The sequence below is a fragment of the Gillisia sp. JM1 genome (assembly GCF_000424645.1).
In the GTDB taxonomy this organism is placed as follows: domain Bacteria; phylum Bacteroidota; class Bacteroidia; order Flavobacteriales; family Flavobacteriaceae; genus Gillisia.
In genome coordinates, this window is record NZ_KE384219.1 from 510,254 (window position 1) to 534,981 (window position 24,728).

At 35.7% G+C, this 24,728-nt stretch carries 20 protein-coding genes and 5 tRNA genes; 1 reads left to right on the forward strand and 24 read right to left on the reverse strand.

The genetic code is table 11. The features are described 5' to 3' along the window. Positions 1–327 precede the first annotated feature (327 nt). The 21 genes from H033_RS0116755 to H033_RS0116855 all read right to left on the reverse strand — a co-directional run bounded on the left by H033_RS0116755 (position 328) and on the right by H033_RS0116855 (position 20,549). On the reverse strand, positions 328–642 hold the full coding sequence (locus H033_RS0116755) for a DUF3467 domain-containing protein (protein WP_026839332.1): 315 nt from the start codon (positions 640–642) through the stop codon (positions 328–330). A 122-nt stretch (positions 643–764) separates the two neighbouring features. Continuing rightward, positions 765–5,066, reverse strand: a complete 4,302-nt coding sequence (gene rpoC / locus H033_RS0116760) for a DNA-directed RNA polymerase subunit beta' (RefSeq protein WP_026839333.1) — start codon at positions 5,064–5,066, stop codon at positions 765–767. Between the two features lie 78 nt (positions 5,067–5,144). Continuing rightward, complete coding sequence (gene rpoB / locus H033_RS0116765) at positions 5,145–8,957, reverse strand: DNA-directed RNA polymerase subunit beta (RefSeq protein ID WP_026839334.1); 3,813 nt, start codon at positions 8,955–8,957, stop codon at positions 5,145–5,147. 131 nt (positions 8,958–9,088) lie between these two features. After that, the gene (gene rplL / locus H033_RS0116770) at positions 9,089–9,463 is read right to left on the reverse strand and encodes a 50S ribosomal protein L7/L12 (RefSeq protein ID WP_026839335.1); all 375 of its coding nucleotides are present in this window, start codon (positions 9,461–9,463) and stop codon (positions 9,089–9,091) included. Between the two features lie 56 nt (positions 9,464–9,519). Next, positions 9,520–10,041, reverse strand: a complete 522-nt coding sequence (gene rplJ / locus H033_RS0116775; protein ID WP_026839336.1) for a 50S ribosomal protein L10 — start codon at positions 10,039–10,041, stop codon at positions 9,520–9,522. An 11-nt stretch (positions 10,042–10,052) separates the two neighbouring features. Next, the gene (rplA, locus tag H033_RS0116780; RefSeq protein WP_026839337.1) at positions 10,053–10,751 is read right to left on the reverse strand and encodes a 50S ribosomal protein L1; all 699 of its coding nucleotides are present in this window, start codon (positions 10,749–10,751) and stop codon (positions 10,053–10,055) included. Between the two features lie 19 nt (positions 10,752–10,770). Continuing rightward, positions 10,771–11,208, reverse strand: coding sequence for a 50S ribosomal protein L11 (gene rplK / locus H033_RS0116785; protein WP_026839338.1), 438 nt, complete (start codon positions 11,206–11,208; stop codon positions 10,771–10,773). A 74-nt stretch (positions 11,209–11,282) separates the two neighbouring features. After that, positions 11,283–11,834, reverse strand: coding sequence for a transcription termination/antitermination protein NusG (nusG, locus tag H033_RS0116790; RefSeq protein WP_026839339.1), 552 nt, complete (start codon positions 11,832–11,834; stop codon positions 11,283–11,285). Positions 11,835–11,845: 11 nt separating this feature from the next. Next, a complete protein-coding gene (secE, locus tag H033_RS0116795) occupies positions 11,846–12,043 on the reverse strand; it encodes a preprotein translocase subunit SecE (protein WP_026839340.1) in 198 nt (65 codons plus the stop codon). Positions 12,044–12,176: 133 nt separating this feature from the next. Beyond that, positions 12,177–12,249 (reverse strand) — tRNA-Trp (locus H033_RS0116800). Positions 12,250–12,309: 60 nt separating this feature from the next. Beyond that, on the reverse strand, positions 12,310–13,497 hold the full coding sequence (gene tuf, locus H033_RS0116805) for an elongation factor Tu (RefSeq protein ID WP_026839341.1): 1,188 nt from the start codon (positions 13,495–13,497) through the stop codon (positions 12,310–12,312). Between the two features lie 58 nt (positions 13,498–13,555). After that, positions 13,556–13,627 (reverse strand) — tRNA-Thr (locus H033_RS0116810). 154 nt (positions 13,628–13,781) lie between these two features. Next, a tRNA-Gly gene (locus H033_RS0116815) sits at positions 13,782–13,854 on the reverse strand. A gap of 124 nt (positions 13,855–13,978) precedes the next feature. Continuing rightward, positions 13,979–14,060, reverse strand: a tRNA-Tyr gene (locus tag H033_RS0116820). A 460-nt stretch (positions 14,061–14,520) separates the two neighbouring features. Next, positions 14,521–14,594 (reverse strand) — tRNA-Thr (locus H033_RS0116825). A 100-nt stretch (positions 14,595–14,694) separates the two neighbouring features. Next, entirely contained in the window at positions 14,695–14,997 is a 303-nt protein-coding gene (hpf, locus tag H033_RS0116830; RefSeq protein WP_026839342.1) for a ribosome hibernation-promoting factor, HPF/YfiA family, read from the reverse strand. Between the two features lie 35 nt (positions 14,998–15,032). Next, positions 15,033–15,920, reverse strand: a complete 888-nt coding sequence (locus H033_RS0116835; RefSeq protein ID WP_026839343.1) for a tyrosine-type recombinase/integrase — start codon at positions 15,918–15,920, stop codon at positions 15,033–15,035. Positions 15,921–16,076: 156 nt separating this feature from the next. Continuing rightward, positions 16,077–16,271: a 30S ribosomal protein S21 gene (gene rpsU, locus H033_RS0116840; RefSeq protein ID WP_010229578.1), complete on the reverse strand. Its 195-nt coding sequence runs from the start codon at positions 16,269–16,271 to the stop codon at positions 16,077–16,079. Positions 16,272–16,465: 194 nt separating this feature from the next. Further along, positions 16,466–17,635, reverse strand: a complete 1,170-nt coding sequence (locus H033_RS0116845) for an acyl-CoA dehydrogenase family protein (protein ID WP_026839344.1) — start codon at positions 17,633–17,635, stop codon at positions 16,466–16,468. A gap of 141 nt (positions 17,636–17,776) precedes the next feature. Then, positions 17,777–18,655 carry a ComEA family DNA-binding protein gene (locus H033_RS0116850; RefSeq protein ID WP_026839345.1) on the reverse strand — a complete coding sequence of 293 codons (879 nt, stop codon included), beginning with the start codon at positions 18,653–18,655 and terminating at the stop codon, positions 17,777–17,779. A 268-nt stretch (positions 18,656–18,923) separates the two neighbouring features. Then, positions 18,924–20,549 (reverse strand): alanine/glycine:cation symporter family protein, encoded by a 1,626-nt coding sequence (locus tag H033_RS0116855; RefSeq protein ID WP_026839346.1) that lies wholly within the window; start codon positions 20,547–20,549, stop codon positions 18,924–18,926. A gap of 605 nt (positions 20,550–21,154) precedes the next feature. Here H033_RS0116855 and H033_RS0116860 point away from each other — a divergent pair. After that, entirely contained in the window at positions 21,155–22,216 is a 1,062-nt protein-coding gene (locus H033_RS0116860) for an IS110 family transposase (RefSeq protein WP_026839347.1), read from the forward strand. 110 nt (positions 22,217–22,326) lie between these two features. On the opposite strand, the gene H033_RS22200 is transcribed toward H033_RS0116860, so the two are convergent. The 3 genes from H033_RS22200 to H033_RS0116870 all read right to left on the reverse strand — a co-directional run bounded on the left by H033_RS22200 (position 22,327) and on the right by H033_RS0116870 (position 24,635). Continuing rightward, on the reverse strand, positions 22,327–22,557 hold the full coding sequence (locus H033_RS22200; protein ID WP_081661895.1) for a PspC family transcriptional regulator: 231 nt from the start codon (positions 22,555–22,557) through the stop codon (positions 22,327–22,329). Between the two features lie 21 nt (positions 22,558–22,578). Further along, positions 22,579–23,862, reverse strand: a complete 1,284-nt coding sequence (locus H033_RS0116865; protein ID WP_026839348.1) for a DUF2851 family protein — start codon at positions 23,860–23,862, stop codon at positions 22,579–22,581. A 68-nt stretch (positions 23,863–23,930) separates the two neighbouring features. Beyond that, positions 23,931–24,635, reverse strand: coding sequence for an SGNH/GDSL hydrolase family protein (locus H033_RS0116870; RefSeq protein ID WP_026839349.1), 705 nt, complete (start codon positions 24,633–24,635; stop codon positions 23,931–23,933). Positions 24,636–24,728 lie beyond the last annotated feature (93 nt).

Sequence of the window (24,728 nt, forward strand, 5' to 3'; positions counted from 1 at the left end):
GCTCGAGGTTACGAACTAGAAGGGTCTGTCTATATTGAGCCTGTCGAAATATGCGTTGATATTCTCTTCTTTTAAACTTAGACAAGCTACCATTGACGTATTTTCAAAGTTACTCCGAAAAGAGACCCTGAAACTCCCGCAGTATCGGGACAGGGTTACGATACTGGTTTTAACTTCCGTCATGCTGAACTCGTTTCAGCATCTTTCATACGTCAATTTCCTACGCTAGATAATTTTTTCATCACGGGTCCAAGTTTGACAACAAGACTTCTCGACCTTTAGTTTATCCTGCGCGAAGCCGAAGGACTCATAGTGAAAGTCTATATATTATGCCTGCCCAGTTGGTCCAAAATTCAGTGGGATTGGTGGCTGTTCATAATCTTTTATTTCTCCGTGCGCCTTTTCAAAACGCTTCACATTATCTCCCAATGCTTTTAATAATCTTTTAGCATGTTGTGGAGTTAATATAATTCTAGATTTCACCTTGCTCTTAGGTGTTCCAGGCATTATACTCACAAAATCCACCACAAATTCTGATACAGAATGATTTATTATAGCTAGGTTGGAATAGGTTCCTTCAGCTATTTTTTCATCCAGTTCTATATTGATCTGTCCTTGTTTAGCATTTTTATCATCATTCATAATTTCAATAGTTTTGTCTAAAATAAGAAAATCTGCATTCAATCGGCCGAAGCGTCAAAAAATGCAGATTTCTTATGATATATTTCCTGTCTCACTCTTCAGCAACACAGGAAACAGATTTATTAATTATAGTTTACTTCCTGCTTTTTCTCCATCATTTCGTTAAGATCCTCTTTAGAACCAACAATAATGTTATCATAAGCACGCATTCCAGTACCTGCAGGGATCTTATGTCCAACGATAACGTTCTCCTTAAGTCCTTCTAGGTAATCTATCTTACCTGCTACCGCTGCCTCATTCAATACCTTAGTAGTTTCCTGGAAGGAAGCTGCAGAGATGAATGATTTAGTTTGTAGGGAAGCTCTTGTTATACCTTGAAGAATTGGTGTAGCTGTTGCATTCACCGCATCTCTAGCTGTCGCAAGTTCTTTGTCCTCTCTTCTTAAAGATGAATTCTCATCTCTTAGTTCACGAACACTTACAAGCTGACCCGCTTTAAGTTTAGTAGACTCTCCTGGATTTTCGATTACCTTCAATCCAAATAAATTGTCGTTTTCCTCAATGAAATCTGACTTGTGGATTAGCTGGTTCTCTAAGAAAATAGTATCTCCAGAGTCAACAATTCTTACTTTACGCATCATTTGTCTAACAACAACCTCAAAGTGCTTGTCGTTAATTTTTACCCCTTGTAAACGATATACTTCTTGTACTTCATTTACCAAGTATTGCTGAACCGCGTTTGGCCCTTTAATACTCAAGATGTCTTCTGGAGTAATAGATCCATCAGATAAAGGCATTCCCGCACGTATATAATCGTTTTCTTGAACTAAGATCTGGTTAGAAAGTTTAACTAAATACTTTTTAACTTCTCCTAATTTAGATTCAACAATGATCTCACGGTTACCTCTTTTGATCTTACCAAAAGAAATCACACCATCTATCTCACTAACAACTGCAGGATTAGAAGGGTTACGCGCTTCGAATAATTCGGTTACACGTGGAAGACCTCCTGTAATATCCCCAGCTTTAGAAGATTTTCTTGGTATTTTAACCAAAATCTTACCAACCTTGATCTTCTCATCTTTATCTACCATAAGGTGAGCCCCAACTGGTAGGTTATAAGAACGGATCACTTCATCTTTCTTACCTAAAATAAGTAAGGTTGGAATCATTTTCTTGTTCTTAGAATCTGAGATTACTTTTTCTTGGAATCCGGTTTGCTCATCTATTTCAACTTGGTAAGTATAACCTTGTTCGATATTTTCGTACTTGATTTTACCAGCAAATTCTGAAATGATCACCCCGTTATAAGGATCCCATTGACAAACAATATCATTAGGTTTTACAGTGTCGCCACTCTTAATGAAGATCTGAGAACCGTAAGGAATGTTATTAGTACTTAATACTACTCCGGTTTTCTTATCCTTCACTTTAAGCTCTGAAGTTCTAGAGATTACGATATCTGTAATAGATCCATCTGGACCTTCACCTTTTACAACCTTTAGATCTTCAATTTCTGCAACTCCACCAAACTTAACAATAAGCTTGTTTTCTTCTGAAATGTTTCCTGCAATACCACCCACGTGGAAGGTACGTAGTGTAAGTTGTGTTCCTGGCTCTCCAATAGATTGAGCAGCAACAACTCCTACAGCTTCTCCACGTTGCACCAACTTATTGGTTGCAAGGTTTCTACCGTAACATTTCACACAAATTCCCTTCTTAGCCTCACAAGTAAGAGCAGATCTTACTTCAACACTTCCAATAGGAGCTTCGTTTATTTTCTTAACAGCTTCTTCAGAGATCTCTTCTCCTGTAGAAACTAAAAGTTCCTGAGTCAAAGGATTGTAAACATCATTTAAGGAAATTCTTCCTACAATACGTTCTCCTAAAGATTCTACTATTTCATCATTTTTCTTAAGTGGTGTAACATCTACTCCTCTTAAAGTTCCACAGTCTTCTTCATTTACAATAACATCTTGCGAAACATCTACCAATCTACGAGTTAAGTAACCCGCATCGGCAGTTTTAAGTGCAGTATCGGCAAGACCTTTACGAGCACCGTGAGTTGAGATAAAGTATTCAAGAATTGAAAGACCTTCCTTAAAGTTAGATAAAATCGGATTTTCAATAATTTCTCCTCCACCAGAGTTAGATTTCTTAGGCTTCGCCATCAATCCACGCATTCCGGTTAACTGACGGATCTGTTCTTTAGATCCACGCGCACCAGAATCAAGCATCATATATACAGAGTTGAATCCTTGGTTATCCTCACGGATACGTTTCATAGCCAATTCTGTTAGTCCAGCATTGGTTGCAGTCCAAATATCAATTACCTGATTGTATCGTTCGTTGTTGGTAATAAGACCCATGTTGTAGTTACCAATAATTCCTTCCACCTGTTCGTTGGCTTCATCAATCATTGATTGCTTCTCTTTTGGAATAATAATATCTCCTAAACTGAATGATAAACCACCTGTATAAGCAAATTTATATCCTAAAGTCTTAATTTGATCAAGGAATTCTGCAGTTTCAGCAACACTAGTTAACTTTAATACAGTTCCAATAATATCACGTAAAGACTTCTTAGTTAATACCTCATTGATGTATCCAGCTTTTGCAGGTACTGTTTCATTAAATAAAACTCTACCAGTGGTGGTTTCAATAATTTTCTTAACTAATTCTCCTTCTTCATTTAAATCTTGAGTTCTTATTTTAATAGAAGCATTAAGATCTACCATTTTCTCGTTGAAAGCGATAATAAGCTCTTCCGGTGAGTAAAAAGTAAGTCCTTCTCCTTTTATTTTAACTTCATCTGTAGACACTCTTAGTTTGGTCATATAATAAAGACCAAGTACCATATCCTGAGATGGAACCGTAATCGGCGATCCATTTGCAGGGTTCAAGATGTTGTGAGAACCTAACATTAAAAGTTGAGCTTCCAAGATAGCTTCAGGTCCAAGTGGCAAGTGTACCGCCATTTGATCCCCATCAAAATCGGCATTAAATGCAGTACACGCCAATGGGTGTAACTGAATAGCCTTTCCTTCAATAAGTTTTGGTTGGAATGCCTGGATCCCTAAACGGTGAAGCGTAGGAGCCCTGTTTAATAATACAGGATGACCTTTAAGTACATTCTCTAAAATATCCCAAACAACTGGTTCTTTTTTGTCTATGATCTTCTTGGCAGACTTCACAGTTTTTACAATTCCTCTTTCGATCAATTTTCTGATCACAAAAGGCTTGTAAAGTTCTGCAGCCATATCCTTAGGAATACCACATTCAAACATTTTTAATTCTGGTCCTACAACAATTACAGAACGAGCAGAATAATCTACACGCTTACCAAGTAAGTTCTGACGGAAACGCCCTTGTTTTCCTTTTAAGGAATCTGAAAGGGATTTCAATGGTCTGTTAGAATCTGTTTTTACTGCTGAAGATTTTCTTGTATTATCGAATAACGAATCTACAGATTCCTGTAGCATACGTTTTTCGTTACGAAGAATTACTTCTGGAGCCTTTATTTCCATCAATCGCTTTAAACGATTGTTACGGATAATTACTCTACGATAAAGATCATTTAAATCTGAAGTTGCAAAACGTCCACCATCCAAAGGCACTAAAGGTCTAAGTTCTGGAGGAGTAATTGGCACAACCTTCATGATCATCCATTCTGGACGATTCTCTCTATTCTTATTTGCATCTCTAAAAGCTTCTACAACCTGAAGTCTTTTTAAAGCCTCCGTTTTACGTTGCTTAGAAGTTTCGTTGTTCGCTTTATGTCTTAAATCGTAAGAAAGTTCATCAAGATCTATTCTTTTTAAAAGTTCGATCAAACATTCAGCTCCCATTTTTGCAATAAATTTATTTGGATCTGTATCATCCAAATAAAGGTTTTCTTGCGGAAGGGTGTCTAAAATATCAAGATATTCCTCTTCTGTTAAGAAGTCCATCTTTTTTACTGGTTCTCCTTCAGCATTTTTTGCAATACCTGCTTGGATCACTACATAACGTTCGTAGTAAATAATCATATCCAATTTCTTGGAAGGAAGACCCAATAAGTATCCTATTTTGTTTGGTAAAGAACGGAAATACCAGATATGCGCTACAGGAACAACTAAGTTAATGTGCCCTACACGGTCACGACGTACTTTTTTCTCTGTAACTTCTACCCCACATCTATCACATACAATTCCTTTATAGCGGATTCTTTTATATTTTCCACAGGCACATTCATAATCCTTAACAGGACCAAAAATTCGCTCACAGAATAACCCGTCACGCTCAGGCTTGTGCGTACGATAGTTGATAGTTTCAGGCTTTAAAACTTCTCCTCTGGATGCCGCTAAAATGGATTCCGGGGAAGCTAAACCTATAGAGATTTTATCAAACCTCTGTTCTGTACTCTTTTCATTATTTCTAGCCATAATCAATGCTATCTAATTATTGTGAAAATCCTGTTTTAAGGTTGAGCACTTTCGTACTCAACCTATAAGAACAGTATATTATTCTTCTAATCTAATATCCAATCCTAATCCTTTCAATTCGTGCATTAACACGTTGAAAGATTCAGGTAGTCCCGGCTCTGGCATAGGCTCTCCTTTTACGATTGCCTCGTAAGTTTTAGCTCTACCAATTACGTCATCCGATTTTACGGTTAAGATCTCACGTAAGGTTGCAGAAGCTCCATAAGCCTCTAATGCCCAAACTTCCATCTCACCAAAACGTTGACCTCCAAATTGCGCTTTACCACCTAATGGCTGTTGCGTAATAAGAGAGTACGGTCCTATAGAACGTGCGTGCATCTTATCATCAATCATATGTCCTAATTTCAACATATAAATGACACCTACAGTTGCAGCTTGATCAAATCTATCACCAGTTCCACCATCGTAAAGATATGTATGTCCAAATCTTGGTACACCTGCTTCATCTGTTAATTCATTGATCTGGTCTAGAGTAGCACCGTCAAAAATTGGAGTAGCATATTTTCTACCTAATTTTTGTCCTGCCCATCCTAACACAGTCTCATAAATTTGACCAATGTTCATACGGGAAGGTACCCCAAGTGGATTCAATACAATATCTACAGGAGTTCCATCTTCTAAGAAAGGCATATCTTCCTGACGAACGATACGTGCAACAATACCTTTGTTACCGTGACGACCCGCCATTTTATCACCAACCTTCAGTTTTCTCTTCTTAGCAACATAAATTTTTGCTAATTTGATAATTCCTGCAGGTAATTCATCTCCAACAGAGACTGTGAATTTCTCTCTTCTTAAGTTTCCTTGAAGATCATTCTCCTTGATCTTATAGTTGTGGATTAAATCTGCAACTAGTTTGTTCAAGTGATCATCTGTAGTCCATGTTCCTTGAGTAAGGTGAGTATAGTCGTCTACAGCGTTTAACATCTTAAGGGTGTATTTCTTACCTTTTGGCATTACTTCTTCCCCTAAGTCGTTAATTACTCCTTGTGCAGTTTTACCTCCAACAATCGTAAACAACTTATCTATCAATTCAGCTTTAAGAACATTGAATTTAGCATCATAGTTTTTCTCTAATGCATTAACATCCTCTTTATCTTGAACTCTTTTACGCTTATCCTTTACAGCTCTGGCGAAAAGTTTCTTGTTAATTACAACCCCTCTTAAAGATGGGTGTGCTTTTAACGAAGCATCTTTTACATCTCCTGCTTTGTCTCCAAAGATCGCACGTAATAATTTTTCTTCTGGAGTTGGATCACTTTCTCCCTTAGGAGTGATCTTTCCAATAAGAATATCACCAGGCTTCACTTCAGCTCCAATTCTAATCATACCGTTTTCATCCAAGTCCTTAGTGGCTTCTTCAGAAACGTTTGGAATATCATTAGTCAATTCTTCGTTACCTAATTTGGTATCTCTAACCTCTAATGAATATTCATCTATATGAATAGAAGTAAATACATCTTCTCTTACAACTCTTTCAGAAATTACAATTGCATCCTCAAAGTTATAACCTTTCCAAGGCATAAAGGCAACCTTCATGTTTCTACCTAAAGCAAGTTCTCCTGCTTCTGTAGCATATCCTTGACAAAGTACCTGCCCTTTAGAAACTCTATCCCCAACTCTTACGATTGGTCTTAAATTAATAGAAGAACCTTGGTTAGTTTTTCTAAACTTGATAAGATTGTAAGTTTTAGAATCACTTTCAAAACTCACCATTCTTTCTTCCTCTGATCGGTCGTACTTAATGGTGATTTTTTGAGCGTCTACATACTCAACTTCTCCTGGTCCTTCAGCATTAATCAATACACGAGAATCTGTAGCTACTTGTCTTTCTAGACCAGTCCCTACAATAGGAGATTCTGCTCTTAACAAAGGAACTGCCTGACGCATCATGTTAGATCCCATCAATGCTCTGTTGGCATCATCATGTTCCAAAAATGGAATTAATGAAGCTGAGATCGAAGAGATTTGGTTTGGTGCAACATCAATATAGTGGATCTCTTTTGGATCTACTACCGGGAAGTCACCTTCCATACGTGCAATAACTTTATCTGTATTTATTGTACCATCTTCTTTTAAAGGAATGTTGGCCTGTGCAATCTTTTTGTTCTCCTCTTCTTCAGCACTTAAATAAATAGGTTCTTCAGAAAAATCGATCTTAGCATTATTCACCTTTCGGTAAGGAGTTTCTATGAATCCCATACCATTCACTTTTGCAAATACAGAAAGTGAAGAGATAAGTCCAATGTTAGGTCCTTCTGGAGTTTCAATAGGACAAAGTCTTCCGTAGTGTGTATAGTGAACATCACGTACCTCAAACCCTGCTCTTTCTCTTGAAAGCCCACCTGGTCCTAATGCAGACAATCTACGTTTGTGCGTAATCTCTGCCAATGGATTTGTTTGATCCATGAACTGAGATAACTGGTTGGTTCCAAAGAATGAATTAATTACAGAAGACAATGTCTTTGCATTAATTAAATCTATTGGCGTAAACACTTCATTATCACGAACGTTCATACGCTCACGAATAGTACGTGCCATACGTGCCAAACCAACACCAAACTGCTGAGAAAGTTGTTCTCCTACTGTTCTAACACGACGGTTAGATAAGTGATCAATATCATCTATCTCTGCTTTAGAATTAATTAACTCTATTAAATATTTTACAATAGTAATAATATCTTCCTTGGTAAGCACTTGCTTATCCATTCCAATATCAAGACCAAGTTTTTTGTTCATTCTGTAACGACCTACTTCCCCTAAAGAGTAACGTTGGTCTGAGAAGAACAATTTATCTATAATACCACGTGCAGTTTCCTCATCTGGCGGTTCTGCATTACGCAATTGACGGTAGATATGCTCAACAGCCTCTTTTTCTGAGTTTGTTGGATCTTTTTGCAATGTATTGTGAATAATTGCATAATCTCCAGTTGAGTTATCTTCCTTATGGAGCAAAATAGTTTTATTACCAGTTTCAAGGATCTCCTCGATATGGTCTTTATTCAATTCTGTATCACGGTCTAATACAATCTCATTTCGCTCAATAGATACCACTTCACCAGTATCTTCATCTACGAAATCTTCATACCAAGTATTCAATACTCTTGCCGCTAATTTACGACCAAGATATTTTTTAAGTCCTGTTTTAGAAACTTTTACTTCCTCTGCAAGGTCGAAGATCTCAAGGATATCCTTATCTCTTTCAAACCCAATTGCACGGAAAAGTGTAGTAACAGGTAATTTTTTCTTTCTATCGATATACGCGTACATCACGTTATTTATATCGGTAGCAAATTCTATCCAAGATCCTTTAAATGGGATAACTCGGGCAGAATATAATTTAGTTCCATTCGCATGGAAAGACTGTCCAAAGAAAACACCAGGTGAACGGTGTAACTGAGAAACCACTACTCGCTCTGCTCCATTGATACAAAATGTTCCACTAGGAGTCATATAAGGGATAGTCCCTAAATATACATCCTGTACAATAGTTTCGAAATCTTCGTGTTCTGGATCTGTACAATATAATTTTAAGCGGGCTTTTAACGGCACGCTATAAGTCAAACCACGTTCTATACATTCCTGAATGGAATATCTAGGTGGATCCACAAAATAATCCAGGAATTCTAATACGAATTGATTGCGGGTATCTGTAATAGGAAAGTTTTCCAGGAAAGTGTTATAGAGACCTTCATCTCCTCTTTCTTCTGATTTTGTTTCTAATTGAAAGAAGTCCTGAAACGACTTAATTTGGACATCCAAAAAGTCTGGATAATCAGGTTTGTTCTTTACAGAAGAGAAATTCAATCTTTCAGTTTGCGTTGCTAACATCAATGGACGGAATTATAATTTATATAAAATATGTGTGCGTTATAAGGCGTAAGCTTCATATACGCAAAAGGGTTTAGACCTTCGAGAGCTAGTCCCGAGGTCTAAACCTAAATATATTGCTTGTGGTAAGCTTATTTAAGCTCAACCTCGGCTCCTGCTTCTTCTAATTGTGCTTTTAATGCTTCAGCTTCATCTTTAGAAACTCCTTCTTTTACTGCTTTTGGTGCTGAATCTACTAATCCCTTAGCGTCTTTAAGACCTAAACCGGTAAGTTCTTTTACCAATTTAACTACTGCTAATTTAGAACCTCCTGGAGCGGTAAGAATTACATCGAATTCTGTTTGCACTTCAGCATCGTCATCACCACCACCAGCTGGACCAGCCATAGTTACAGCAGCTGCTGCAGGCTCGATACCATACTCATCTTTTAATATAGTAGCCAACTCATTTACTTCTTTTACTGTAAGGTTAACCAATTGTTCTGCGAAATCTTTTAAATCTGCCATTTTCTATCGTTTTAAAATGTTCTTTATTATATAATTGTTAAAAAGTGCGTACGTATTTATTCCTCTTTTTCAGAAAGAGTTTTAAGAATTCCGGCTAGTTTACCACCACTTGATTTTAATGCTGAAATAACATTTTTAGCAGGTGATTGTAACAATCCGATGATTTCTCCAATAACTTCTTCTTTAGACTTGATATTAACCAAGGTCTCTAGATAGTCATCACCAACATAAATAGCTTCTGCTATGAAAGCTCCTTTAAGTAGAGGTGTTTGAGTTTTCTTTCTGAATTCTTTAATTACTTTCGCTGGAGCATTTCCAGTTTCTGAAAGCATTATAGAGGTGTTACCTTTTAAAACTGTTGGAAGATCTCCGAAATCTTTATCGGAAGCTTCCATAGCTTTAGCAAGTAACGTATTTTTAACTACTGCAAGTTGTACGTTTGCTTTGTAACAAGCACGACGTAAATTTGTAGTACTCAAGGCGTTTAAACCTGAGATATCTGCAAGGTAAATAATAGAATTATTTGTTAACTGCGCAGTTAAATCTTCAATTACTAATGATTTTTCTTCTCTTGTCATAATCTATAATATTATTGCTCAGTGAACCTTTTAGTATCAATCTCAACACTTGGGCTCATTGTAGAAGACATATAAATACTCTTTATATATATTCCTTTAGAAGCCACTGGTTTCAATTTAACCAAAGTAGTTAATAATTCTCTTGCGTTTCCAGCAATCTTATCAGCATCAAAGGATGCCTTTCCAATACCTGCATGTACAATTCCAGTTTTATCAACTTTAAAGTCGATTTTACCAGCTTTTACCTCAGAAATTGCTTTCGCAACATCCATTGTTACTGTACCTGTTTTTGGGTTAGGCATTAATCCTCTTGGTCCTAAAACTCTACCTAAAGGTCCTAATTTACCCATAACACTTGGCATGGTGATAATTACATCAACATCTGTCCAACCACCTTTGATCTTTTCTAGATACTCATCTAAACCTACAAAGTCTGCTCCGGCTTCTTTAGCTTCAGCTTCCTTATCTGGAGTTACTAATGCTAAAACCTTTACATCTTTACCTGTACCATGAGGAAGAGTTACTACTCCTCGCACCATTTGATTTGCTTTACGTGGATCTACATTCAAACGAATTGCTAAATCTACAGAAGGATCAAAATTTGCGTTGGTAATTTCTTTTATCAAAACTGAAGCATCTGCCACCGAATACTGTTTCCCGTTTTCGATTTTAGATTGAGCTTCCTTTTGCTTTTTAGTTACTTTTGCCATTTTTAATGTCTATTTTGGATTAAAACGGCGCTTGCCCTTTTACAGTTACACCCATAGAACGAGCAGTCCCTGCAATCATTTTCATAGCTGATTCTATATTAAATGCATTTAAATCCTGCATTTTATCCTCAGCAATTGCTCTTACTTGATCCCAAGATACACTAGCAATTTTTTTACGATTTGGTTCACCCGATCCTTTTTTTGATTTTGTCGCTTCTAACAATTGTACTGCAGCTGGTGGAGTCTTAATTACAAAATCGAAAGACTTATCTTTAAATACCGTAATTACACAGGGTAAAATTTTACCCGATTTATCTTGAGTTCTAGCATTAAACTGCTTACAAAACTCCATGATGTTAACTCCGGCAGCACCTAAAGCAGGTCCAACTGGTGGTGATGGGTTAGCAGCACCTCCGCGAACTTGTAGCTTAACAACTTTACTTATTTCTTTTGCCATTATTATTGTTTTTAGTTGATAGTTTTAGAGTGGAAGCTTTAAAAACTATCAAAAATATATGTAACAGTAATTATTTATACCTTTTCTACTTGCATATAACTTAATTCCAAAGGTGTTTTTCTTCCGAAAATCTTCACCATTACTTCAAGTTTACGCTTCTCTTCATTGATCTTTTCTACAGTTCCATTGAAACCATTAAAAGGACCATCTATTACTTTAATAGTTTCGTTAATAGTGAACGGTATTGCAACATTATCTGCTTTTACAGATAATTCATCTACCTTACCTAACATTCTATTTACTTCAGCTCTTCTCAGTGGTACAGGATCTCCTCCTTTTGTTTCACCAAGAAAACCAATAACACCATTAATAGTTTTAATGATATGAGGAATTTCCCCTCCTAAGTTTGCTAGTACCATTATATATCCAGGAAAGTAAACACGTTCTTTAGAAACTTTTTTACCATTTCTAATTTGAATCACTTTCTCTGTAGGAACAAGCACTTCACCAATAAAATCTTCTAAACCGTGATGAGAAATTTCTCTCTCAATATATTCTTTAACCTTATTTTCTTGACCACTTACGGCGCGAACCACATACCATTTTTTATCCTTAACCTCTGCCATAGCCTTAAAATTTAAGATTTAATCCATTCAAAATATTGTTCAATAGCAGAACTAAAAACGGTATCTACACCCCAGATAGCTAATGAAAAAATTATTGAAAAAACAGCTACAACTACTGTTAATTTTTGAGCTTCAGCCCAACTAGGCCATGTAACGTGATTTCTCAATTCGTTATAAGACTCTGAAATATAATTGACGATTCCTGCCATGGTTTTATTATCTATTTACACAAATTCTAATAACCTTTTCTTAATAACAAATTCAAAAAGAAAACTCAAATTACAATTCTGTGATTATATATTTTAAAAAACAGTACCCAAACCGGGACTCTTAATTATCAAGCACGGGTTGAGAGACTCGAACTCACGACACCTGGTTTTGGAGACCAGTGCTCTACCAACTGAGCTAAACCCGTAAATATAAGTTTAGGTATCCTAACTAAAAAGCAGGATACCTATAAACTTATGTGTGATTCTTAGTCTAAAATTTCTGTAACCTGACCAGCTCCAACCGTTCTACCACCTTCACGAATTGCAAAACGTAAACCTACGTTCATCGCGATAGTTTGTAACAACTCAACATGAATAGTTAAGTTATCTCCAGGCATAACCATCTCAACACCTTCTGGCAAGTTGATAGTACCTGTAACATCAGTAGTACGTACATAAAACTGAGGACGGTAGTTATTATGGAATGGAGTGTGACGTCCACCTTCTTCTTTTTTCAAGATATAAACCTCTGCTTTAAACTTAGCGTGAGGAGTTACAGATCCTGGCTTAACGATTACCATTCCTCTAGAGATCATTGATTTCTCAATACCTCTTAAAAGAATACCTGCGTTATCTCCAGCTTCACCTCTGTTAAGGATTTGACGGAACATTTCGATACCAGTAATAGTAGATGTCAATTTCTGAGCACCCATACCAATGATTTCTACAGGATCCCCTGTATTTGCTATTCCAGTTTCAATTCTACCAGTTGCAACAGTTCCACGACCAGTAATAGAGAATACATCTTCAATAGGCATTAAGAAAGGCTTCTCAACATCACGAACAGGAAGTTCGATCCAAGTATCCACAGCTTCCATTAATTCTAGAACTGTATTTACCCATTTCTCTTCACCATTCAATGCTCCTAAAGCAGAACCAGCTATAACAGGTCCATTATCGCCATCATATTCGTAGAAAGAAAGTAAATCTCTTACTTCCATTTCAACTAATTCTAACAATTCTTCATCATCAACCATATCCACTTTGTTCATGAATACAACGATTCTAGGAATACCAACTTGGCGTCCTAAAAGGATGTGCTCACGAGTTTGTGGCATTGGACCATCCGTAGCCGCAACTACTAAAATAGCACCGTCCATTTGAGCAGCACCAGTAACCATGTTCTTCACGTAATCGGCGTGACCAGGACAATCTACGTGTGCGTAGTGACGCTCTTTTGTAGAGTATTCTACGTGTGAAGAGTTAATAGTAATACCTCTTTCTTTTTCTTCTGGAGCGTTGTCAATCTGATCAAAAGACATAGCTGCTGAATATCCAGCGTCAGCCATTACTTTAGTAATCGCTGCAGTTAAGGTAGTTTTTCCGTGATCTACGTGTCCTATCGTACCTATGTTTAAGTGCGGTTTGGAACGATCAAAAGTTTCCTTTGCCATAATTAATGATTATTTATTCTTAGTTATATATTAGTGTTCAATTTTATACAAAATTAAGAGCCAACGACGAGAATTGAACTCGTGACCTCTTCCTTACCAAGGAAACGCTCTACCCCTGAGCTACGTCGGCAAAAAAGGCTATCCCCCACAAGCCTCGCCTGTTGGAGATAAAGAACAGTTTTTCAAACCGTTGTTGTCCTTAGAGCTAGAAGTCATGCAATTGCTCGACTACTTTTTCTTAGAGCGAAAGATCACGCCTTTCTGCGTGACGACATTCCACTTTGAGCGAAAGACCGGGTTCGAACCGGCGACATTCAGCTTGGAAGGCTGACGCTCTACCAACTGAGCTACTTTCGCAAAATTAAAACATCAACTTGATGTTTAGTGTTGGATCAATCACCTAAAAGTGATTTGTGGGGAGAGCAGTCCCGATGCTTCGGGAGAACCCGTAAGGGTCTCTTTCAGCTTAAAGCTCAATTTGTGGGGAGAGCAGGATTCGAACCTGCGAAGACGTAGTCAGCAGATTTACAGTCTGCCCTCGTTGGCCGCTTGAGTATCTCCCCAATATTAACTTTTCAAAATTTCACAGAACCATTGAAATCTACACTTAATTGGCTTGCTTTTTTGAAGGTGCAAATTTAATGAAATTTACTCCTTAAATCAAAACATTTATTAAACTTTTCTGAAATAAAATAAAGCTTACGCTCTACTAGACTCAGAATAAATTATTTATCGTCAAAAATAAAACTTCACAAACCTGTAAAACCTTGTTTTTCTTGTGATTTCAATTTTTCAAAGAGCCGATGGAGGGACTTCCTTCAACTACGCTCAGGATAAACTTCGCGACCCAATTAACTTTTGTCTTTTTCAAAACCAGTTAATTTCCTGTTATAGTTTTCAAAATTTCAAAGAGCTGACGGAGGGACTCCCTTCAGCTACGCTCAGGATAAACTTCTCGCCCCATTAACCTGTATCTATTTAACAAACTCAGTTAACTTCCTGATATATTTTCAAAATTTCAAGAGCCGATGGAGGGACTCGAACCCACGACCTGCTGATTACAAATCAGCTGCTCTAGCCAGCTGAGCTACATCGGCATTTTTATACTTTTTCAGCATAAAAAAGTCCGCTATTTCTAACGGACTGCAAATGTATACATTTTATTTATTTCACAAAAACAATTTGAGAAATAATTTACTAAACATGAGTACTCATTTTTTCCTTCTTTTTTATTAGCTGACGCTGTAATGCGCTAATCGATTCATCTACACACTCTTCGAATTTCTTGCACTTCTTTTTCACAATTACATCCCCACCCGGAATGCTTAACAAAATTTCTGTAATCTTATTTTCTTTTTCGCTTGTCTTCTGAACTTTTAAAAACACATCGGCATAAATTATCTTATCGTAAAAATGTTCTAATTTATCTAATCTGTTTTGAATAAAATCGATTAATTTCTGATCTGCATTAAAATTTACTGATTGCACATTTACTTTCATCTCCTATAGAATTTAATTAAACAATAATTTCGCTATCACTCCTTGTTTTCACGAGGATGAGAATTCCTATACACCTTACTTAATTCTGCAATATTACTATGTGTATATACTTGTGTTGCCGCTAGACTAGAATGACCTAACAACTCTTTAACAGAGTTTAAATTTGCGCCATGATTTAACAAGTGAGTCGCAAAGGAATGCCTTAATATATGCGGACTCTTTTTCACCTTGTTGGATGCTTCACTAAAGTAATTATTTATAATCCTATAAACAAGAGTTTCATATATTTTATCGCCCTTTTCTGTTAGAAATAATTCAGCTCTATTTTCAGAAACAAGAGCCTCTCTAAAACCTAGGTATATATTAAGTTGCCTGCTCAATTCTGGTAATAATGGCATATATCGCTCCTTATTCCTTTTACCCAAAACTTTGATTAATCCATTATCGAGGTCTAAATCCTGTAATTTTATTCCTACAAGTTCTGAACGCCGGACGCCAGTAGCATAAAACATCGTGACTATTGTAAGGTCCCGTGATGTTTTAAAAGAATTTGGCTCAATGCCAGAGATAACATCTGTGATTTCTTCTTCAGAAAAAGGAATTTGTATACTTTTCTTAGTCTTAAGTGCCTTGTGACTAGCTAATGGAGTTGCAACTAGCTGGTTTGCTCTAACCAAATATTTATAATAAGCTTTTAAGGATGCTACTTTACGATTCACGCTTCTATTGGTGATCCCAGAATTCACTAGACTTACTATCCAGTTTCTGATTTGAGGATAGTTCACATGAACCAAGTCGTCTTGCTCAAACTCGTTAGAGACAAACTCTCTAAATGAGCGTAGATCCTTCTCATATGCATTCACGGTATGCGGGGAGTATTTTTTTTCTAGCTGAAGATATTCTAAGAAGTGAGATATAGGCATAAAAAAACTGTTGGTAAACAAAGTTATAAAACTTTGACTCACCAACAGTAGTTTATCTTGGATACCCTTTAACGGGTTCGATTTAGTTTTCTATTCAATAGTAAGAAGACTTATCAAAACTAGCTTTTAGAAAGCTTAGCCCCCTAAATCTAATCTCTAGATCTCTTCCTTATCTCTTAAGTTCTGAATGTATTGAGCTTTTTGTAACTGGGCTCTATTCACAACAGAAGGCTTAGAAAATGCCTGTCTGCTTCTTAGCTGACGCATTGTTCCTGTTCTATCAAATTTACGTTTGAAACGCTTTAGCGCTCTATCGATATTCTCTCCGTCTTTAACTGGTATAATTAACATAGTATCACCTCCTTTCGTTAGAAATTAAAGCGCAAAGATAATTGATTTCATTAACCTCGCAACCTTTATTTAAATAATTTTATTTTATAAGCTATTAGCGCGCTGTTCCTAGTGAGCGGCAGGCTTGTACTCTTTTTTGTCGATTACCATTTTGGCGTAAAAATTGAAAATTTTCGCAAAAAAGCTAACCTACCTTATTTAGCTGCTAGCTTGTACTCTTTCTTATCTATTACCATTTTTGCAATAATCTCTCTCAAAATTTCTGAAGTCCCTCCTCCAATTGGTCCTAACCTACTATCTCTAAGCAATCTTGCCATTGGATATTCTTCCATATATCCATAGCCTCCTAATAATTGTAAGCAGTCATAGATCACCTTGTCTGCCATTTTTGTGGAAAGTAATTTAGACATACTTGCTTCCTTAACCACATACACGCCATCTATCATTCTTTTAACGATAGAGTAATTAAACTCTTTACACATTTCAACCTCACTTGCCATTTCTGCAACATTGTGTCTTAAGGCCTGGAATTTATCAATAGTTTTTCCAAATGCCATACGCTCACCCATATAATCTATAGCGTAATCTAATGCAAACTCTGCTCTTGCATGTGCGTTCACACCCATTATCAATCTTTCAAAAGCGAAATGTTGCATAATATAATTGAATCCCTTGTCTTCGTCTCCCATTAAATTAGAAGCCGGGATCTCCACATTATCAAAAGCTATTTCTGCTGTATCCGATGCTCTCCAACCTAACTTATCTAATTTAGTAGCAGTTATTCCAGGTGTATCCCTATCCATAAGGAATATACTCATTCCTTTCCCTCCTTTATCTGGACTGGTTTTAGCTGCAACCACTAAATAATCTGAATAAACTCCGTTTGTAATAAAGGTTTTAGAACCATTAACTACGTATTTATCGCCTTTCTTAACTGCAGTAGTTCTCATAGCTGCAACATCAGACCCTCCAAAAGGTTCAGTAATACATAAACAACCTATTTTTTCTCCTGCAATACTCGGTTCTAAGTAATTCTTTTTGATTTCCTCGCTACCCTCAACATTTAAATGAGTCATTGCTAAATAAGAATGAGCCCACATTGCTGCTGCAAAACCCCCGGAATTGATCTTCTGAAGTTCTTCTAGGAAAATAACGGTATAAAACAGATCTACTTCTAATCCACCATATTTTTCTGGATATCCTAGTCCAAAATACCCCATCTCTCCAAACTTTCCCCATATAAAACGTTCTATGGTTCCAGTTTTCTCCCATTTTTCTATGTGTGGAACCACTTCCTTTTTCAAAAATTCTTGAAAGCTCTTTCTAAAAAGCTCGTGTTCCTCTGTAAAATACATGCTATTCATAAAGTATAATTCTATAATGTTAGGGTTGATATAAAACTAAAGATAAGGTAAAGTAAGTATTTATTCTTCGGAAGTATATCTCAACAAACTCATAGAAAAGCAGAATTTACACTAACCAAGTTCTTACCTTATTCCGAATTCCTATTCTAAGGTCAAATATAAGGCTATTCTGTCAATTTTTTCTGAAGGAAACCCCTTAATTTCTGCCAATTCTTCAAATGTCCCTATTCTTTCATGGAGTATTCTATAATTGACGATCTCTCTAGCCAGTTCATAATCTAGATATGGAACTGAAGCGATTTCTAAAACAGAAGCCTTATTAATATTAAATATAACTACCTCTGATTTTGTTAGAACTGAAAACTTATTTAAGAGCTCCTTTCTTGTTTCAAGATTTAATCCATAAATATCTTTTAACTGAATATCTGAAATAAAACCTCCAGTTTTCAATCTATATTTTATAATTCTAGTCGCCAAAACATCGCCAATTCCTTTCACCATAATAAGTTCCTCTAAAGATGCCGCATTTAAATCTTTCTTATTAAGAATAGAGGAAGAGGTGGACTTACTTAAGCTTGAACTCTTATTTTGACCAGCCTTTTGAACCCAGTCTGGAAACTTAAAATACGGAGAGATTTTATTTAGAAGACTGTCTGAAACCAGCGTTACATTTTGAAATTCTTTTGGAGAATTCACCCACTTATTAGTCTTCCTAAATTGAAATAATCTATCTATTTCTTCTACAGACATCCCTAAAGTATAGCCCTTATAGTCTGTAATTAAATTTGGATTAAACGGATAGATCTTAATCTCAGCTTCAGCAATACCTACTTGCTTTAAAGAATCTATTTGTTTTTGATAATGAGTAATTCTTGATAAATCTTCTTTTGAAATATTATCCTCGTAACTAAAATCTACGAAAAAATAGACCAATTGAAAGATAATGATAAGCAGTACCAGTAAAAAGATCCCATTCCGCTGACTCTTACTAAAGATAAAATAAGAACTCAAATTACTCATATTTAATACTTTTCATTTGAACTTAAGTATTAAATTAAGTCATTTTTTTAGAATTACCATCTAATTAAAAAATAATAGAAAAGAAAATCCCACACTACTATTAAAAGTAATGTGGGATTTATATAATAAAATATTTTATTTAATCCCTCATTGAGGGTTTAATTCCCCGAGGCCTGCCCGAAAAGAATTTCATTCAGGCGGGCTTGACTCGAATTTTTAAAAGTATTTTCCAAATCATACCTCATGGGCTTGCCCCGAGGTTCTTGATTTACATATTCTTTTGATGATCTTCTGCTCCATCATCTATAGCTTCCTTTTTAAGCTTAATAGCCTTCAGATACCTAGTAAGTTCCTTTTTGATTACTGGAGTTAAAAACAGTACTCCAATAATATTTGGTACCACCATCGCAAAGATCATTGCATCAGAAAAATCTATTACTGCACCTAAACTAATAGAAGCACCAATTACAACAAACACTAAAAACAGTCCCTTATAAACCAGATCGGTTATTTTACCTTTTCCGAAAAGGTATATCCAACCTTGCATTCCGTAGTACGACCAAGAGATCATAGTAGAAAAAGCAAACAAAATTACCGCTATCGTTAAAATTATAGAGAAATTAGGTATCACAGAGTCAAAAGCAATTGCAGTAAGCTCTACTCCTTCTGTAATTGGCACTCCGTAAGTCATGAATCCACCTTCCAGGTTTGTAATAATAATTACCAAAGCAGTCATAGTACAAATGATTACTGTATCTACAAACGGCTCTAATAAAGCAACAATACCTTCACTCGCTGGATATTTAGTTCTAACCGCAGAGTGAGCAATTGCAGCAGATCCAACACCAGCTTCGTTAGAAAAGGCGCCACGACGAATACCCTGTATCATTACACCAATTAATCCACCTGCTATTCCTAGCCCAGTAAATGCACCTTGATAAATTAAATTAAAAGCATCATCTATTAAATGCCAGTTAGCTGCCAAAATAACAAGAGCAGCCAAAACATAAATTCCTGCCATAAAAGGCACTACTTTCTCAGTAACACTCGCAATTCTTTTAATTCCTCCAATAATCACTACAGCTACTAAAGCTGCCATTACTAAACCAAAATAAAAACCTGCATTACCACCTGTCAATTCAAAAAGCTGAACAAATTGTGCAGCAGCTTGGTTGGCTTGAAACATATTTCCTCCACCAAAAGATCCACCAATTACAAAAACAGCGAACACAACAGCTAGAACTTTCCCGATTTTTCCATAGCCTTTTTCCTTAAGCCCTTTACTTAAATAATACATTGGCCCTCCATACACAGTTCCATCTTCACCTACATCTCTATACTTCACACCGAGTGTACACTCTGCAAATTTTGAAGCCATTCCTAAAAATCCAGCTAAAATCATCCAGAAAGTTGCTCCCGGACCACCAATAGAAAGTGCTACAGCAACACCTGCAATATTACCTAGTCCAACTGTTGCAGATAAAGCAGCAGTTAAAGCCTGAAAGTGCGAAACTTCTCCGTCTGCACTATCATCTCTTATTGTTTCAATTATATTCTCACCTTCATTTGGTGTAACATCCCCATATAAGGTATTTGCACCATGTTTTTCGATATCTTCATACTGACCTTTAACTACTCTAAACGCAGTAATGAATCCAGTGATATTTATAAACTTAAAATAAATAGTAAGATATAATGCACCCCCAATTAATACTATTAGTACCCAAGGAATTTGATAATATTCAGAAAAGGGAATTTCATAAAATATTAGGTCTACAAACCAGCTGGTATATGCACGAAAAGTTTCGTCTATTACCTGTGAGGCTGTTTGTTCTTGAGCGAAAATTAGTAATGGGGAAAAGATTGCTAATAAGGAAAATAAAATTTTCTTCATTGGAGTTGTAAGGTATTAATTTATATTTTGTGAATTATTGCAGCGGCAAGATGCTAAAAAATTAACCCTTTTCAAATTTTTACTAGTTAAAATGTTAAGGAATTATTAAACATGATAAATTTGTTTTAATTCAGCTATCTGATTCGGCCTGCCAATCAAGATTAATTTAGAATTCTTTTTTAAGACCATACAAGGTTCTGGATTTACAATGCCTTTTCCTTCCGTAGATTTATACCCTAGAACGTTTAGATAGAAAGACTACAAATACTAGAATTATTTCGTCTTAAATTTTAGAAATCAAGAACCTCGGGGCAAACATAAGATGTATGAACTGGAAAATACTTTTAAAAATTCGATGCATCCCGATGGCTCCTATGTTTGCATTTGGAATAAATTTCTAGTTTTACAGATATAAGTGAAAGAGGGTAAGAGTCAACCGATGGCTAGATAATCATAAGATATATCGACCGATAGATAGGACCTTATCCTTTTATATCTCGTAGAGTTTGAACAGAATGTAAGGAACCTTAACGGTATCCAGAATATCCAACCAGGAGAAAAGACGAACAGAGATTTTTCACTTTTAATTTAAAAAATTTGAACACGTGAAAAAAGTTTTAAAGGAAGTTGCAGGTATTGATGTAGCTCAAAAGGAATTAGTTGTATCTCTAGGAAGGCTCTATGAGAATTTGGACATTGAAATCATATCATACAAAGTGTTTAAAAATACTGAAAATGGTATAAAATATTTTATCGATTGGGTAGCTAGCAACAGTAATAATGCAAATAGCGTTAGATATGTCATGGAAGCTACCGGAGTTTATCATGAAAAACTCGCCTATGCCCTTGATGAAAGTGGTTTTGATTTAAGTATTGTATTGCCTAATAAGATTAGTAATTTTTTTAGGACATTGGACATAAACACTATTACTGATAAGACAGCATCTCAAGCTATAATGAGGTTCGGTCTTGAACGTAAGCTAGATAACTGGAATCGTCCAAAAGAGGCTTATAGACAGCTCAAGCAATTAACCCGAGAGCGTGATCAAATAGTAGATCAGAGATCAATGGTCAAAAATCAGCTACACGCAGAAAAAGCAGAAGCTGTGCCAAACGAAAGAAGTCTAAAACGCATTGCAGAGAGAATCAAATTTCTCAACGGACAAGAGAAAGAAATCAAAATGGATATAGCAACGTTGCTAAAGGATTATCCTGATATTATGGAGAGAGTAAAGAATATATGCACTATACCTGGCGTGAGAGAGCTGACGGCGGTCATAGTATTAGCTGAGACTAATGGGTTCGAGCTAATAAGGAATAAAAAACAGTTGACTGGTTATGCGGGTCTAGATGTTAGGGAAAAACAATCAGGTACATCTGTAAAGGGTAAACCGCGGATATCGAAAAAAGGAAATAGGCATCTTAGAAAATCATTACATCTACCTTCTCTATCATCCGTTAAGTATAATAAATCTCATAGAGATCTATATGCGAGAATAGTTGCCAAAAGCGGGATTAAAATGAAAGCACTGATAGCTGTTCAGAGAAAAATGTTAGAACTTATATTTGTAGTAGATAAGAATAAAACTAGGTTTGACAATGATCATCAACAAAAAAGGACACTAGATGCAAATGCAGAAAGTATCCTTTTACAGACTAGCTTATAGCCGTCTTGAGTAACAAAAATAATAAAATAAAAGAGAAAACCTTTTGTTAGTTAACACAGAATCTATCGGGACCGGGAATTAAACCCTCAATGAGGGATTAATTAAAAATCTCATAGATCAAATACCGAGGAGCGCTTAGTATAAACCAAGTCCTTCAATTTGAGCCAAAAAGCAAATGTTAGATAAAAAGCAAAACCCAGTCCTAGGGTTGCGAATGAAAGGTAGATAAAAAATAGCCTGATCGTTTTAGCGCGAATACCAAGTTTATCTGCTAATCGCGAAGAAACATAAAAGCCGTTTCTCTCAAAATAATGCCTTATGGAATATACAAGTTTTAACACTTTTCAAATATAACTATTATTCTATACCAATCCATGAATAAGTTTTACACCAAGCCCACATTGTAAACACGCATTTTTATCGCAGTATTCAGTTTTGAGCTCAACTAAAGCTTGAGAATGATACGAGTTAGTCGCGGTTTTTGATCTTAAAGTATTAAAATTTTCTACAATCGAATTCTTCTCGGGCTTTATTTGTTCAACAATATTAAGCGTCTCTAAAGTCTCCATATCTCCAGTTTCCTTTAAGTAGCAGTACTTAAAAGGAACTATAGTATTTATAATTAAAAGATCAATAAAACTTTGGGTGAGCTTCTTTTTTCTGCATTTATGTTCCTTTTTAAAAGTATAATGGGTTTCCCAAAATTCTGAAGTGCTAGAACTAAAAAGACGATAAAATTCTTCTTTGCTGTTACTCTTAATAATCTCTGAAAATAAATGCGGAATATTACTATAAAGTTCTGCTAATTGTGACAGCCTGATAGTCGGAAAATTATCTGGTCTTAATCTAAAATATTGCGGCAGGAGCACTGAAGAATTATCCAAATTGAATTTTTGTTGTAAAAATTGATATTCAGATTTTAGAGATGCGAAATAGGATTGATCTATATTTTCATTTAATAAACCAGCTTGACCAAAGATCAGGGCTTCCATTTTAAAAGAAGAGTCTCCGAGTTTTTGGATCACTTTAAAATCTATACTGTTGGCAATACTTTCAAAAGCATCAGTATTTACTTTTAGTCCGAAATTTCTAAAAAGCAATTTAAAAAGAACTTCTTCCCAATTGTTCTCTGTAGATTTCAGCATTTCCATAATCTTGATGGACTTTTTCTCCAACCTTTCAAAATAAACCCGCTCTAACCAGTTATTCATTGTGAAATCATCGAAAAGATGAAAATCTTTTTCGCAGTTGATCCATTTTTTTGACCCGTTCAATAGTAAAGATCTATACTTATCTAGAGAGTCCGGATGCACTAGCTCCTTTAATTCCAAAGTAGGAATTGCAGAATTGTCTTTTCTAAAAACCTCACTATCATCTTCCCAAACTACATGCAGTATCACATTGTCATAATTAGGATCTGTTTCATGCCGATGGAGATACCAGTCTGAAGATTTCAAATGAATTTCTACATTTCCAGCCCATAGCTGATGATCAATTTCAATTTTAGCATTGAAAAAATCGGGGCCAGAAAGATGATTGTGAGTCCCAATATCAAGAATCGTAATGTTAGAATTCGATGTAGTAATAGCTTTACTAAAATCGAACTTTTTAAATTTCCATAGATAATGTAGAAAGTCTTCTTGCATCAAATAAATGTAAAGCTTTTACAATTAACTATTTGATGCATAATGTGTTAAAAATATTCAAGAAATTTTTATTGCAACTTTTCAAGAACCTCATCAAAAAATAGATCCACCCAAAGTGTATACATCTTCCCACTTGGAAGCAAACCGTCCTTGACTACCAGAGATCTATCAGATTTCGCCATTTTAGATATTGGCATAATATTAAAGAAAGAAAGATCAAATTGATTGGCCACTTTTTTTAGAACATCATTAAATTCGGCAATTTCTTTCCCTATTTCTTCAGCATTGGAAGCGCCAAATGGAGTAGCTCCATAATCTGGAATACTAACTACAAACACACCTTCTTTCCCTGTTTTAGAAGCTTGTATGGCTTCAGTAAAGATGGTTTTGAGATCTGCTTCATAATCTATAATAGATTTATTCTGATATTGATTATTCACTCCAATTAAAACAGAAACAAGATCATATCTCTCATTGCCAAGATTGGCATCTATTGCGTTTAATAAATTATCTGTGGTCCAACCTGTTTTAGCAATAATCCGTGGCGCATTAATTTCTAATCCTTTATTCCGTAATTGATTAACAAGTTGAACAGGCCATCGCAAATCCTCAGCTATGCTTTCTCCAATGGTATATGAATCCCCAAGTGCCAAATAACTCAAGTTATCCGGGCTATCTGAAATCTCATTTTCATCAGGCTTCAAAGCTTCTGAAGAGCTACTGCAACTCATCATAAATAATAGTAAACCAAAGACAACTAAAACTAATCTCATAAGATTTTAATTTATGGTGAAATGTAATTTATATAAGAATACCTACAATCCATTTTAATAAACATATAAGAGTTTGAAATAGTATATTTAGAA